This is a genomic window from Dorea sp. MB18-49, from assembly GCF_023669465.1.
In the GTDB taxonomy this organism is placed as follows: domain Bacteria; phylum Bacillota; class Clostridia; order Lachnospirales; family Lachnospiraceae; genus Dorea_A; species Dorea_A longicatena.
This window is the reverse complement of record NZ_JAMOYX010000061.1, coordinates 1-14,046: the sequence shown is the minus strand read 5'-3', so window position 1 is coordinate 14,046 and position 14,046 is coordinate 1. Positions and strand designations below refer to the sequence as shown.

Below are 14,046 nucleotides of genomic sequence, written 5' to 3'. Positions count from 1 at the left end.
AAAAATAGGAAAAGTAATAGACAGATGCTGCGGTTTCTAAATAGAATTTTCGTATAATGAAAATAATAGTAAAAATTATTGTCGAATGAAGAAACTAGATAAATTTGTGAATAGATTATCAATGTGCAATAATTATTAATGAAAAGAGTACTCATAAAACGTTATAAAGCTGAATGGAGGCGAGGAGATTATGTCTAAGGAAGCAAAAGTAGGATACAAGAAGAATATAGGAACCATTCTTTTGTTATCTTTTGCCGGCTCAATTATTTATGGATTGCCATATTTTCGATCATATTACTATGATACGTATCAGGCAATGTATCACTTGACTAATACGCAGATGGGACTTTTAGGAAGTGCTTACGGCGTGTTGGGTGTATTTTCTTATATTATCGGTGGAGTATTGGCCGATAAAATCAAAGCGAAAAAACTGCTTATTTTTTCGATGATTGCAACTGGTTTGGGTGGATTGCTTCATTTGTTTGTTAATAATTTCTATGCATTGGTAGTGATCTATGGATTATGGGGTGTTACATCTCTTTTGACTTTCTGGCCTGCGCTTATGAAGATTGTCAGAATCCAGGCAACTGAGGAGGAACAAAGCCGTGCTTATGGAACCTTTGAAGGTGGGCGAGGTGTATTCAATGCGGCACATCTTGCAGTGGCAACAGCGATTTTTGGAATTTTTCAGAGAAAGGCAATGCCGACTCTCGGAATTAAAGGAATTATCTGGTTCTATTCGTTGGCACCGTTGATTGTAGGTATTATCTTTATTTTCCTGTTGAAGGAGCCTGAGACCGTTAAAGAAGACGGAACTTCAAGCACTGTTTCATTTAAAGATATTATCAGAGTGTTAAAGATGCCGGTTATGTGGTTGATTATTATCATGATGTACACAAGTTATACTTTTAATATGTCATCATATTATTTTACTCCTTATGCAAGTAATATCATCGGAGTTACAGCCGTGATCGCAGCAATCTTAACGGTTATGTCTCAGTACATCCGTCCGTTTGCGGCAACACTTGGTGGATTTTCCGGAGATAAATTCGGAAGAAGCCATACAATGATTGTTGGTTATATTTTGATGATCGCCGGTGTGGTTATCATGGACGTTACAGGCAAAATGGCTTCGGATAGCAGAATGATATTGGTTGTGGCGGCTTGTGTGCTGGTATATGCAGGTATGTTTATAAACTTTGGTCTGTACTTCTCGTTTATTTCAGAAGGTGGTATTCCGGTGGAATTAGGAGGAGTTGCAATTGGTATGGCGTCCACATTTGGATATTTGCCGGAAGTTTTGAGTTATACAATCGCAGGTAAATTGTTAGATACTTATCCGGGATATCAGGGATATCACCTGAATTTCCTGTATATGATCGCGATGGGCGTGATTGGATTAATCGTTGCGATTATCTGGACAAAAAAGTATGGAAAGAAAAAAGCAGATGCTACAGAAGCATAATAAAAAAGAAGGAGGGTTAAATTATGGCTAAAGTAGAATCAACAGTAAAAAGAGTAATGGCGCGAGATGAATTTCCTTACGAGTGGGATGTGATCGAGAACGAATGGATTACAATGTCTGATGGCTGCCGCCTTTCGGCGCGTGTTTGGCATCCTAAGACAGATAAACCGGTTCCTACAATATTTGAGACACAGCCGTATCGTAAGAGAGATGGAATGCGTGGAAGAGATGAACCGATGTATGGTTTCTTTGCAGGTATGGGATATAACGTAGTTCGCGTAGATATGCGTGGAGCAGGAGAGTCTGACCAGTGTTTCTATGATGAATACCTGAAACAGGAACAGGATGATGCGGTAGAATGCATCGAATGGATTGCCGAGCAGCCATGGTGTGACGGAAATGTCGGAATGATGGGAAAATCATGGAGTGGGTTTAACTCATTGCAGGTTGCGGCAAGACAGCCAAAAGGATTAAGAGCGATCATCTGTGTAGGATTTGTTGATGACAGATATACACAGGATATTCATTATAAAGGTGGATGCCTGTTGAATGATAACTTCTGGTGGGGCAATATTATGCTGGCATACATGTGCCGCGCGATTGATTCGGAGATCAAACCGGATACATGGAAAGAAGAGTCTGTTAAACGTTTGGAGGAAATGCCACTTTGGCCGGCTAACTGGATGGAACATCAGACAAGAGATGATTACTGGAAACACGGCTCTGTAAGTGTGAATTATGACGATATTAAAGTTCCTGTATTTGCACTGGATGGATGGGCTGATTCTTATACAAACAGTGTATTAACTTTGATGGAAGGATTAAGTGTTCCGAGAAAAGCACTGATCGGACCTTGGGCACATGTATTTGCTCATGACGGAATGCCTCAGCCGGCAATTGATTTCCTTGGTGAAGCTACAAAATGGTGGGATAAATGGCTGAAAGGTGTTGATAACGACACATTAGACTGCCCGATGGTACAGGTGTGGTTGGAAGACAGCATGGAACCAGAAACTGTACATCCGCTTAGTGATGGACGCTGGGTTGCATTGGACGGATGGCCGTCAAAAGATGTTGCTATGAAAACACTTTCTATGACATACGGACATCTTCAGGATGAAGCAAATACAAAGAAAGAAATCGTAGATCTTTGCACACTTCCAAATCACGGACTCCTGGCAAATGAGTGGATGGGAGCAGGTGTTCTCGGGGAGTCTCCGGCAGACATGAGAGTAGATGATGGAATGGCAATGGTATTTGATTCGGATATATTAGAGGAAGAAGTAGAGATTCTTGGATATCCGGAATTTGAGGTAGAGTTTACCTGCGATAAGCCAAATGCATTTATGTATGCTCAGCTGAGTGATATCCATCCGGATGGAGCTTCAACAAGAGTTTCTTATGGACTTATGAATCTGACGCATTTAGAGGGGCATGATAAGGTGGTATACCTTGAAGAAGGTAAGACATATAAAGCAAAAGTACAGTTGGATGTGTGTGGACATAACTTCCCGAAAGGACACAGAATCAGACTTTCTATTGCAAACTCATTCTGGCCAATGATCTGGCCATCACCGGAGCTTGCAACATTAAAACTGGATCTGTCTACTGCTAAATTTGCATTACCGATGTTCTCAGGAAAAGATGCGGAAGGTCCGAATATGGAAGCCAGATGTGCGCCGCTTACTCCGATGACAACATTATCACCTGGTCGTGTAGACCGTACAATTGAGTATGATCTGCTCACGGATTCATGGACATCTATTACAAACGGTGTTGGTGGAGTGTTTGGAGAGGGTATCTATCGCTTTGATGATATTGGAACGGTAGTAGAACATAACCTCAAGAGAGAACTGACGATGAGCAACAAAGATCCGTTGTCAGCCAAATATACTATTACGCAGAAGATGAAGAACGGCCGTGATGGATGGCTGACAGATTGTGATATCGTTGTTACTCAGACTGCTGATAAAGATAACTTCTATATTACCGGACACATGGATGCATCAATTAATGATGAACATGTATTCCACAGAGATTATGACTACAAAGTAAAGAGAAATGGAATTTAAAAAGGGGCGAGGCGATTGAAAGAAAAAAGTATTACATTCTGGGAACTTGTGCTTATGAATGTATCTGCCCTTTATGGAATCCGCTGGATTGCAAAATCAACCTCAGACAGTTTTGGCCTGGGGTTGGGAGCAATCCCGATGTGGATCATATTTATGCTGATATTCTTTGTGCCGCAGGCGCTGATGTGTGCGGAACTGGCAACAGCATATCCTACAGATGGAGGTCTGAATGACTGGGTTAAAATTGCATTCGGAACAAAATATGGATTTTTAGTATCCTGGATGCATTGGACGGCACTTATTTTCTGGTATGCATCTTTTCTGACATTTTTCTCAATCAATTTTACTTACATGATTGGGAAACCAGAACTTGCAGATAACAAAATACTAGTATTGATTATGTCGTTGGTTGTTTTCTGGGCGTTGTCGTTTGCGAGTATGCGTGGTATGAAATTTGGAAAATACTTTACCAGTGTAGGTGCGCTGGGTTCGGTGGTACCGACGGTGTGTCTGATTGGTATGGCAATTCTGGCAGTGGTAGTGTTCAAAAAGGCACCAAGTGCATCTGAGTATACGATAGCAACATTGACCCCTAAGCTAAATATGAATTCGCTGGTTGCAATTTCGGGAATTACATTTGCGTATACAGGAGCTGAATTTACAGCAAACTTCGCTTCTGAAATGAAAAATCCTCAGAAAGATTATCCAAGAGCAATCATGATTGCTGCCGGAACAATCTGCGTATTATATGTGATTGGTTCGGTATGTATGACAATGCTGATGCCGACGTCAGAAATCTTTGCGTATACAGGGACTTTGGATGCATTAGTAATTGCCTGCAATCTCCTGGAAGTTCCTCAATTTTTTGTTCAGATCGTAGCATTTGGAATTACTTTGTCGATATTTGGAGCGGTAGTGCTGTATATTGCGCAACCGACAAAGATGTTGTTTGGATATTCTGAACCGGGAATCTTTCCGGAGAAGATTACGAAGAAAAATGAGCATGACATTCCGGAGAAGGCGATTTTATTTCAGGCGATACTTGTTTCTCTGCTGCTTGCAGGCGTGGCAGTTTTCCCGGCAGTTGAAACGATTTACAATGTATTAATTACTATGACCGCGTTGACATCGTTGTTTCCGTATGTTCTTTTGTTTGCGGCATATATTAAAATTAAACGGAAAAAGGTTGATAAACCTGGGTTGTATCAGATGACAAAAAATAAAAAGTGGGGATGCTTTCTTGGGTATATGGAATTGGTAATCTGCGTGATTGCGATTGTGTGCTCGGCACTTCCGGTTATGACAACTTTTAAAGAAAATGTAGTCTATGAAGTTGAAATGATAGGCGGAGGTTTATTAGTTATCGTGTCTGGATTGTGGTTGTGGAAACGTTCGGGCTTGAAAAATAAGACATTTGAAATAGAATGATTTTAATTAAAGAGAAGGCTAAAAAGGATCTTTTGAAAACGTTGGGTTTCAAAAGGTCTTTTTTATGCAAAATTGGCATGCACAAAAACATGAAAACTGGCTGTTTAAAAAATACCAGATGAGCGTATGATAAGACTCAAAGAAAATTCACAGAAAACAGATAGGAAAGGTACAGGAATTATGAAAGAGAACAGATATGAATTAAATAAGCAGCTGGCACAGATGTTAAAAGGCGGAGTTATCATGGATGTAACAACTCCGGAGCAGGCAAAGATCGCAGAAGAAGCAGGTGCATGTGCAGTCATGGCACTGGAAAGAATCCCGGCAGATATCCGTGCGGCAGGCGGCGTATCCCGCATGAGCGATCCGAAGATGATCCGCGGCATTCAGGAAGCGGTATCCATTCCGGTTATGGCAAAATGCAGAATCGGACATTTTGTAGAAGCGCAGATCCTGGAAGCAATCGAGATTGATTATATCGATGAAAGCGAAGTACTTTCACCGGCCGATGACATTTACCACATTAATAAAAAAGAGTTCAAAGTACCATTTGTATGTGGTGCAAGAGATCTCGGCGAGGCACTCCGCCGTATCGCAGAGGGTGCATCCATGATCCGTACAAAAGGCGAGCCGGGAACCGGAGATGTTGTTCAGGCAGTACGTCATATGAGAGCCATGAATGCGGAGATCCGCCGTATCCAGAACTTAAGAGCAGATGAATTATTCGAAGCAGCAAAACAGTTACAGGTTCCGGTTGATCTTGTGGAATATGTTCATGAAAATGGAAAGCTTCCGGTCGTAAATTTTGCTGCAGGCGGAGTTGCGACACCTGCAGATGCGGCACTGATGATGCAGCTTGGAGCAGAAGGTGTATTTGTAGGTTCCGGAATCTTTAAGTCAGGTAATCCAGCAAAACGTGCGGCTTCTATTGTGAAAGCAGTTACGAACTACACAGATGCAAAACTGATCGCTGAACTTTCGACAGATCTTGGCGAAGCAATGGTAGGAATCAACGAACAGGAAATTGAATTATTAATGGCAGAAAGAGGAAAGTAAGATGACGATTGCAATCTTGGCAATGCAGGGAGCATTCTTAGAGCATGGACAGATGCTGGACCGCCTGGGCGTGGAACATTTTGAAATCCGGAAAAAAGAAGATCTGAACCGTCACTTTGATGGTCTGATCCTTCCGGGTGGAGAAAGTACCGTTATGAGAAAGCTTCTGATCGAACTGGACATTTACGATACATTGAAACAGAAGATTGAAGACGGGCTTCCGGTATTCGGAACCTGCGCCGGACTGATCCTTTTGGCAGAGCGGGTGGAAGACGGAGTTCCATGTTTTGGTACGATGAATATTCTGGCAAAGCGGAATGCGTATGGAAGACAGCTTGGAAGCTTTTATACAGAAGATGAGATGAAAGAAATTGGAAAGATTCCAATGACATTCATCCGTGCACCGTATATTGACGATGTCTACGGAGAGGCAGAGATACTTGCCGTAGTAGATGGAAAAGTTGTGGCCGCAAGACAGGGCAGCCAGCTTGCAACTGCGTTTCATCCGGAACTGAATGATGATACAAGTGTGCATGCATATTTTGTAGAAATGATAAAAGGAAGCAAGGCACAGGCTGTATAGAAACGTCATTTATAATATGAAGACGGAACGACATTTTATGTAATAGGATAGTACTGTGTTTTTGAAAAGGAGATGTAAAAAACTCGATTGAGTTTTTTTACATCCCCTTTTTTGCGCTTGTTGTCTTCATTTTTAAGAGAAAATAATTTACCACGTTAAAATTGTACAAAAATAAAAACAAATAAAATCCACAAAACATAGTTGACAAATAGGAAATATATGAATATAATACAAAACATATCAAACAGATAGGAAAACTAAAATACAAAAAAGGAGAACAAAGCGATGGTAAGAAGATATGTAGAAACAAGCAAAAAGAACATGATGTGTTGTTGCTGTATGATGTCGATGATGGATACAGCTTGTTAATCATGCATATCATGTTACCTGAGATAAGATAGAGATAAGAAGAAGCGGGTACACGATATCAGGATGTATCCGCTTTTATTATATCCAGATAGGCGGACACGATGAAAGGAGTTCGAAAATGGCAGTAAAACTGATTGATGAATTACAAAAAGAAATAAAAGCGGCCGGCGAAGCAGTTAAGCAGGAAGCGTATGAAAAAGCATATGATCATGTATTTCAGATCCTCGATAATCTGGAAAAGTTGTTGAATGACAACAGATACCTGGAAGGAAATGAGATTACAGAGGAAGACAAGCGATTATACGACATCTTGATCCGGTTCGATGCAGTCTATTATTTCAAACAGAGACTGAACAGAAAGGCATTGAGGGATTATGACAACCTTTGGAATTACGCAAAAGAATTATACAGCATTCCGGAGTATAAAGAATTTGCAGATTTCGAAAAGATCAAACAAGAAGAACTTCTCGGAACCAAAGAAGAAAACCCATACCAGATCGTAGGACTTGGACCGGATGAAAGTTACTGGAATGAACCGAACAACAGAGCAGAGAAATTTGCTTAGAATATACAGTATCGATAAGAAGGAGAACGGCATTTGTCTACAGATCTGTTCGAATAAAACAGAAGAAAAGATAGAAGAAAGTCAGAAAAAAGGAGACAGTGACATGGCAGAATTTGATTATGAAGTAGTAAATGGAAGAAAGATTAGAGTTCGTCCGGTAGAGACAGTTTCAGAAGTAGATGAGAACGGATATTTTGTCCGCCAGCCAAACCATTTTACTGAAGGATTCGGAGAAGGAAAGAATCCGGTAGAAGCAGGCAGATACAGACTGGTGTGGGCAAAGCTTTGCCACTGGTCTAACAGAGCTTCTATTGTAAGAGAACTTCTTGGATTAGATGAAGCGATCAGCGTGAATATGGTAGATCATGCAGATCATGAAAAGAACCTTGGATGGGAATTCGTATATGACAAAGATAACGTAGATCCGGTTCTGGATATTCAGTTCTTAAGTGAAGCATATTACAAAGCAGACGATGATTATACAGGAAGAACTACCGTACCTGCACTGATCGATGTAAAGACAGGAAAAGTAGTAAATAACGATTATCATAAGCTGACTAATTATTTTGAAGTAGATTTCAAACCATTCCATAAAAAGAATGCGCCGGATCTGTATCCGGAAGAGTTAAGAAATGAGATCGACGAGATGAACTACTGGCTGTTCGATAACATCAACAACGGAGTATACAAGACAACCTTCTGCAGATCGAAAGAAGCTTACTGGGATGCATACAATTCTTTCTACGCGGCAATGGATCTGCTGGAAGAAAGACTGGAGAACCGAAGATTCTTATTCGGAGATTATGTAACAGACAGTGATGTGAGACTTTATGTAACACTTGCAAGACTGGATATCCGTTATACACATCAGCTCGGACACACCAAACATCCACTGTTCACTTACAAGAACCTGTGGGCATATGCAAGAGACCTATATCAGATTCCGGCATTCAAGAACAATACATATTTTAAAGATTTTGCAAACCCGGATAACAAGAAACAGGGAAGAACATTCGAGTCATTCAATGCAAGATTCTTAGATGAGATTGACTTTGATGCATACTGGGGAGCACCTCATAACAGAGCAAGACTCAGCAGCGATCCGGGTAATAAATTCAGAACAGAAAAACAGGATTAAGAAAATATACAGCAGCGATATAGAAGAACAATACAGAAAGGCAGGAATCGTAAGATGGCAGAACATGAATATTATGAAGTAAACGGAAGACAGATCAGAGTCAGACCTACAGAGTCTGGTCAGGAAATAGATGAATATGGAAACTTTCACAGACAGCCGAATCATTTCACAAAAGGATTCGGAGAAGGAGAAAACCCGGTAGAAGCAGACAGATATATCTTATTCTGGGGAAAAGGATGCAACTGGTCCAACAGAGCATCGATCGCAAGAGAGTTACTCGGACTTGATAAGGCAATCAAAGTTGAAATCGTAGACTGGGGCGATTATGAAAAACCACTTGGATGGGAATTCGTAAACTCACCGAATCATATTAACAAGGAGACGGGAGCACAGTTCTTAAGTGAATTATATTACAACGCAGATGATGATTATGAAGGAAGAACTACCGTACCGGCATTGGTAGATTACAAAGAGAAAAAAGTAGTAAATAACGATTACCACCATCTGACGAATCATTTCGAGACAGCATTTAAGCCGTTACATAAAAAAGGAGCGCCGGATCTATATCCGGAAGAATTGAGAGAAGAGATCGATAAGCTGAATGTATGGTTGTTTGAAAATGTCAATAATGCTGTATACCGTGCACAGTTCGCAGAAAGTTTACAGGCATTCAAAGATGGTTATGAGACATTCTTCGCAGGACTTGAGGCAATGGACAAACGGCTGGAGAATCAGAGATTCTTATTCGGAGATTACATTACAGACAGTGACATCCGCCTGTATACAACACTTGCAAGATTTGACTACAGCTATTCTAGAAATATCGGACCTTGCGTACACAGACTGGTAGATTACAAGAACCTGTGGCCATATGCAAGAGATTTGTATCAGATCCCGGCATTCAGACACAATACATATTTCAAAGATTTCGCAGCATCTGAGGATCTTACGCATGCACCGGAAGATTACTGGGAGAATGTATATTACGACATTGTTGTACAGGAGACGGACTGGGATACAATCTGGAGCCAGCCAACCGGAAGAGAAGCACTAAGTAAGGATCCGGCTCATAAGTGGAAAGCAGAAAAATAGGCAGAAAACAGATACAAAAAACAGGAGGAAGAACCGATGGAAGCAATCCGTGTAACAGATAAAGAATGGGAGATCGCAGGAGTCCATTATGTGAGGACTGAGGCCATGTGCAATGGATTTGGTGTGTCACTGGAGATGGAATTCGGTGAAGATAAGGCAGGCGATGAATACATACTGGTGCTGGATGGAATCCATCCGGTATCGACCTGCAGACTGCATCAGCTGGATGAAAATACCGGAAAGATTGAAAGAGTCGCAACACTTAAGGAATACCGCGGACAGCATTATGGAGCAGCGGCAATCACTGCGGCAGAAGAGTGGTTTGCAGAACGCGGTGTGAAAAAGATCTTTATCAACTCCAGAACCGAAGCAGTTGGATTCTATGAAAAACTTGGTTATGTGGCAGATCCAAAGCAGATTACAGGAACCGGAGCATTCCAGTGTATCATGACGGAAAAACAGCTGTAACCTGCAGGGGACAGAAAAATAGAGATGAAAAGCAGAGAAACGAATAAAGTATAAAGAGGGAGAATGTATTATGAAAAGAAATAAACTGGTAAGTATAGCAGCAATCACTGTAGCACTTGGAGTACTGGCAACCGGATGTGCCGGAGGATCCGGATCTTCCAAAAGTGACAGCAAAAGTTCCGGCGGAACGAAGACGGTAACAGTAAAAGCAGGAACCGGAGCGAATGTAAAGCCTTATACCTATGTAGGAGATGACAATGAGACAACAGGATATGATGTCGAAGTATTAAAAGAAGTCTTTGACCGTTTAGACGGATATGATCTTCAGATTGAAGTAACAGATATCCCTTCTGTATTCTCCGGAGTTACAAGCGGAACCTATCAGATCGGAGTCAATAACTTCTCATACAATGAAGAAAGAGCGAAATCTTATCTGTACTCTTATCCATATGACAAAATCGGATATGTATTCATTACCAAAAAAGGTGCACCGGAAGTAAAAACATTTGCAGATGCAGCAGGAAAATCCTTTGAAGGACAGTCCGGTGTCAGTGTTACAACAGCAATCGAGAACTGGAATGAAAAGAATCCGGATAAGAAAATCGACATTACTTATACCGATGCAGATACAGCAATCACATTACAGCATATCGAAGATGGAACAACAGATCTTGCAATCATTGATGTGGCAATGTACAACGCATATCAGAAAGAATACAACTATGATGTAGTTGCTAATCAGATCTCTGATGAAGATGCAAAAGCAATCGCAGATAACAGCTATGCTTATTACATTTTCCCGAAAGATCAGGAAGAACTCAGAGACAAAGTAGATGAGCAGTTAAAAGAACTGAAAAAAGATGGAACACTTACAGAATTAAGCCAGAAATATTTCGGACAGGATACAGCTCCGGAAGATGATCAGTTTGAAAAAACACCAAACTAACATCAGTCTGGAATCCAGAAAGGAAGAATCAGCATGAGTAATTTATTTGATATTAAGATGGTATTTACACAGATACCGGATCTGTTAACCTATCTGCCGGTGACACTGGAACTGGCAGTGGTAGCCATGATCGTCAGCCTGATCTTAGGTCTGATCCTGGCACTGATCAAGATGAAGAAGATCCCGGTGTTAAAACAGATTGCCAATCTGTATATTTCAGTAATCCGTGGAACTCCGGTACTGGTACAGTTGTATGTAACATACTTTGGAATCCCGATGATCTTAAAAGCCATCAATTTGAAATATGGAACGAATTATAATGCCAACGGCGTGGCACCGATCATCTATGCATTTATCGCACTGGCAGTTAATGAATCGGCATACAACGCAGAAGTGATCAGAGCTTCACTGGAATCTGTACCGAAGGGACAGATCGAGGCAGCCAATGCACTTGGCATGACATATTTTCAGGCATTACGAAGAGTGATTCTTCCGGAAGCAATCGTAGTTGCATTACCTTCACTTGGTAACTCCTTTATCGGACTGATCAAGGGAACATCGCTTGCATTCGTCTGTGCGGTTGTAGAGATGACGGCAGCAGGAAAGATCATCGCAGGACGTACATACCGTTACTTTGAAGTCTATGTATCTCTGGCGGTCATTTACTGGATCATTACGATCATCGTAGAGCAGGGAATCAAACTGATTGAGAAGAAGATCCGCATACCGGAGAATGCACCGGCAATACAGACAGATGAGGGGGCATTGAACCAATGATTGAAGTGAAAAATATTTCCAAAAAATTCAATAATAACGTGGTCTTAAACGGCATCGACCTGAACATCAACAAAGGTGATGTTGTAGCGATCATCGGACCATCCGGAACCGGAAAGTCAACATTCTTACGCTGCCTGAACAGGTTAGAGAAGCCGGAAAGCGGAAGCATCAGCATCGGAGACCTGAGCGTAGATCTGGCACGCAGTGATAAAAAGTCACTGGTAGAGCTTAGAAAAAAGACCAGCATGGTATTCCAGGGATTCAATCTCTTTTCCAAAAAGACAGCATTGGAAAATGTAATGGAAGGCCTGATCATCGTAAAGAAAATGGACAAGAAAAAAGCAGAAGAGATCGCAAGAGAACAGCTTAAGAACGTAGGACTTCTGGAATGGGCGAATCATTATCCGGCACATTTATCCGGAGGACAACAGCAGAGAGTTGCGATCGCAAGAGCACTCGCAATGGAGCCGGAACTGTTACTTCTCGATGAGCCGACATCTGCACTGGATCCGGAGCTTGTAGGAGAAGTACTGGATACGATCAAGAAGGCAGCGAATGAAGGATATACAATGCTTTTAGTATCTCATGAGATGAACTTTGTAAAGAATGTTGCAACAAGAGTTATCTTCCTTGAGAATGGTAAGATCATCGAGGACGGACCTCCGAAGGAAGTGTTCAATCATCCAAAGAGTGATCGTGTGAGAGAGTTCTTTGCAAAGATCAACCGTATGGTGGAACCGGAATATTCTATCTAGTTACAGAACCTGCTGCGGGCAGGTTCTTAGTGTATAAGCAGGAGATTTAGAACATGAGCATTTGGATAAAAACAGATAAAGAAAATGTAGACTGCCGGACGGATATAGATTCGGAGACAATGAATACGAGAGGAGAACAAAAGAATGAGAATATCATCAGATAAATGGACCGGAAAAGAAGTAGATAAAAGTGGAAAATTCGTGCGTCAGAAGAACCGGTTTGATACACCATTCGGAGAAGAAGAAGGACAACTCCCGGTAGAAGCCGGTAGATACAGACTTCTCTGGGCACCGGTATGCCCGTGGGCGCACAGAAGTATTATCGTGAGAAAATTACTGGGACTGGAGGATGTGATCAGTGTCGGAAAAGCAGACCCAAAGCGTCCGAATGTATCAAGAAGCGACTGGGCATTTACCCTGGATGAAGGTGACGTAGATCCGGTACTTGGAATCCACTACATCAGCGAAGTGTATTTAAACGCAGACCCGGATTATCAGGGAAGATTTACCGTACCGGCACTGGTTGATCTGAAGACGAAGAAAGTTGTAAATAATGATTACTTTCATCTGACACTGTATTTTGAGACTGCATGGAAGAAATATCACAAACCGGGAGCTCCGGATCTTTATCCGGAAGAGTTACGGGAAGAGATCGATGCCCTGAATGATATCATTTTCAGAGAAGTAAATAACGGAGTGTACAAAGCAGGATTTGCGAGAAACCAGGAGGCATATGAGGAAGCTTATTATATGGTATTCAACCGTCTGGACTGGTTGGAGGAAAGACTGGCCGACAGAAGATATCTGTTCGGAGATAAGATTACAGAATCGGATGTCCGGTTATATGTAACACTGGCAAGATTCGATGTGGCTTATCATAATATCTTTCGTGTGAATAAGAAGCGTCTGAGAGATTATGATAATCTGTGGGCTTATGCAAGAGACCTGTATCAGACACCGGGATTCGGGGATACGACAGATTTTGCGGCAATCAAAAAGCATTATCACATTGACTGCAATCCTGGAAACATTCATCAGATCATTGTAAAGGGACCGGATGAAGAAGCATGGCTGCTTCCACATGGGAGAGAGAAGTTTTCAGAAAAATAAAATATAAGAGATTAGAAAAATAAAAAAGCTGTCAGGTTATGAAGGTATGCTAACCAGACAGCTTTTTGTGATATAAAAGTGTACACGGGAAGATACCGGGATGTATAATATTTTAGAGAAAGTATTTTTCGGAGATACACTAGTATTAAAATTTCGGAACATCCAGTTTTGGAATGATTTAATAATCGGAGGAGTGAAATATATGTATGAGCAGGATTATAT

The 14,046-nt window shown here is 41.3% G+C and carries 13 protein-coding genes; all 13 read left to right on the top strand.

Annotated features, from left to right (window positions below; all coding sequences use genetic code 11):
* Positions 1 to 190 precede the first annotated feature (190 nt).
* The 13 genes from NCY30_RS13575 to NCY30_RS13515 all read left to right on the top strand — a co-directional run bounded on the left by NCY30_RS13575 (position 191) and on the right by NCY30_RS13515 (position 13,824).
* Positions 191 to 1,465, top strand: a complete 1,275-nt coding sequence (locus tag NCY30_RS13575; RefSeq protein WP_022415481.1) for an MFS transporter — start codon at positions 191 to 193, stop codon at positions 1,463 to 1,465.
* A 23-nt stretch (positions 1,466 to 1,488) separates the two neighbouring features.
* A complete protein-coding gene (locus tag NCY30_RS13570) occupies positions 1,489 to 3,537 on the top strand; it encodes a CocE/NonD family hydrolase (RefSeq protein ID WP_055193448.1) in 2,049 nt (682 codons plus the stop codon).
* Positions 3,538 to 3,552: 15 nt separating this feature from the next.
* On the top strand, positions 3,553 to 4,965 hold the full coding sequence (locus NCY30_RS13565; protein ID WP_022415479.1) for an APC family permease: 1,413 nt from the start codon (positions 3,553 to 3,555) through the stop codon (positions 4,963 to 4,965).
* Between the two features lie 180 nt (positions 4,966 to 5,145).
* A complete protein-coding gene (pdxS, locus tag NCY30_RS13560; RefSeq protein ID WP_028086810.1) occupies positions 5,146 to 6,021 on the top strand; it encodes a pyridoxal 5'-phosphate synthase lyase subunit PdxS in 876 nt (291 codons plus the stop codon).
* Between the two features lies 1 nt (position 6,022).
* On the top strand, positions 6,023 to 6,604 hold the full coding sequence (gene pdxT, locus NCY30_RS13555) for a pyridoxal 5'-phosphate synthase glutaminase subunit PdxT (protein WP_055193446.1): 582 nt from the start codon (positions 6,023 to 6,025) through the stop codon (positions 6,602 to 6,604).
* Positions 6,605 to 7,091: 487 nt separating this feature from the next.
* Positions 7,092 to 7,538: a glutathione S-transferase C-terminal domain-containing protein gene (locus NCY30_RS13550; protein ID WP_006428359.1), complete on the top strand. Its 447-nt coding sequence runs from the start codon at positions 7,092 to 7,094 to the stop codon at positions 7,536 to 7,538.
* A 103-nt stretch (positions 7,539 to 7,641) separates the two neighbouring features.
* On the top strand, positions 7,642 to 8,676 hold the full coding sequence (locus NCY30_RS13545) for a glutathione S-transferase C-terminal domain-containing protein (protein ID WP_055193610.1): 1,035 nt from the start codon (positions 7,642 to 7,644) through the stop codon (positions 8,674 to 8,676).
* 54 nt (positions 8,677 to 8,730) lie between these two features.
* Positions 8,731 to 9,768 (top strand): glutathione S-transferase C-terminal domain-containing protein, encoded by a 1,038-nt coding sequence (locus NCY30_RS13540; protein ID WP_055193444.1) that lies wholly within the window; start codon positions 8,731 to 8,733, stop codon positions 9,766 to 9,768.
* A gap of 36 nt (positions 9,769 to 9,804) precedes the next feature.
* On the top strand, positions 9,805 to 10,236 hold the full coding sequence (locus tag NCY30_RS13535; protein WP_006428362.1) for a GNAT family N-acetyltransferase: 432 nt from the start codon (positions 9,805 to 9,807) through the stop codon (positions 10,234 to 10,236).
* A 70-nt stretch (positions 10,237 to 10,306) separates the two neighbouring features.
* Positions 10,307 to 11,182 carry a transporter substrate-binding domain-containing protein gene (locus NCY30_RS13530; RefSeq protein WP_055193442.1) on the top strand — a complete coding sequence of 292 codons (876 nt, stop codon included), beginning with the start codon at positions 10,307 to 10,309 and terminating at the stop codon, positions 11,180 to 11,182.
* A 33-nt stretch (positions 11,183 to 11,215) separates the two neighbouring features.
* Positions 11,216 to 11,959: an amino acid ABC transporter permease gene (locus tag NCY30_RS13525; protein WP_055193440.1), complete on the top strand. Its 744-nt coding sequence runs from the start codon at positions 11,216 to 11,218 to the stop codon at positions 11,957 to 11,959.
* Positions 11,956 to 12,714 (top strand): amino acid ABC transporter ATP-binding protein, encoded by a 759-nt coding sequence (locus NCY30_RS13520; protein WP_006428365.1) that lies wholly within the window; start codon positions 11,956 to 11,958, stop codon positions 12,712 to 12,714. The genes NCY30_RS13525 and NCY30_RS13520 overlap by 4 nt, the downstream gene beginning before the upstream one ends.
* 144 nt (positions 12,715 to 12,858) lie before the next feature.
* Complete coding sequence (locus tag NCY30_RS13515) at positions 12,859 to 13,824, top strand: glutathione S-transferase family protein (RefSeq protein WP_250818809.1); 966 nt, start codon at positions 12,859 to 12,861, stop codon at positions 13,822 to 13,824.
* Positions 13,825 to 14,046 lie beyond the last annotated feature (222 nt).

Excerpts from the sequence above, each read along its gene's own strand:
- NCY30_RS13575 (WP_022415481.1), top strand. The coding sequence starts at position 191 with ATGTCTAAGGAAGCAAAAGTAGGATACAAGAAGAATATAGGAACCATT.
- NCY30_RS13570 (WP_055193448.1), top strand. The coding sequence starts at position 1,489 with ATGGCTAAAGTAGAATCAACAGTAAAAAGAGTAATGGCGCGAGATGAA.
- pdxS (WP_028086810.1), top strand. The coding sequence starts at position 5,146 with ATGAAAGAGAACAGATATGAATTAAATAAGCAGCTGGCACAGATGTTA.
- pdxT (WP_055193446.1), top strand. The coding sequence starts at position 6,023 with ATGACGATTGCAATCTTGGCAATGCAGGGAGCATTCTTAGAGCATGGA.
- NCY30_RS13550 (WP_006428359.1), top strand. The coding sequence starts at position 7,092 with ATGGCAGTAAAACTGATTGATGAATTACAAAAAGAAATAAAAGCGGCC.
- NCY30_RS13545 (WP_055193610.1), top strand. The coding sequence starts at position 7,642 with ATGGCAGAATTTGATTATGAAGTAGTAAATGGAAGAAAGATTAGAGTT.
- NCY30_RS13540 (WP_055193444.1), top strand. The coding sequence starts at position 8,731 with ATGGCAGAACATGAATATTATGAAGTAAACGGAAGACAGATCAGAGTC.
- NCY30_RS13535 (WP_006428362.1), top strand. The coding sequence starts at position 9,805 with ATGGAAGCAATCCGTGTAACAGATAAAGAATGGGAGATCGCAGGAGTC.
- NCY30_RS13530 (WP_055193442.1), top strand. The coding sequence starts at position 10,307 with ATGAAAAGAAATAAACTGGTAAGTATAGCAGCAATCACTGTAGCACTT.
- NCY30_RS13525 (WP_055193440.1), top strand. The coding sequence starts at position 11,216 with ATGAGTAATTTATTTGATATTAAGATGGTATTTACACAGATACCGGAT.
- NCY30_RS13520 (WP_006428365.1), top strand. The coding sequence starts at position 11,956 with ATGATTGAAGTGAAAAATATTTCCAAAAAATTCAATAATAACGTGGTC.
- NCY30_RS13515 (WP_250818809.1), top strand. The coding sequence starts at position 12,859 with ATGAGAATATCATCAGATAAATGGACCGGAAAAGAAGTAGATAAAAGT.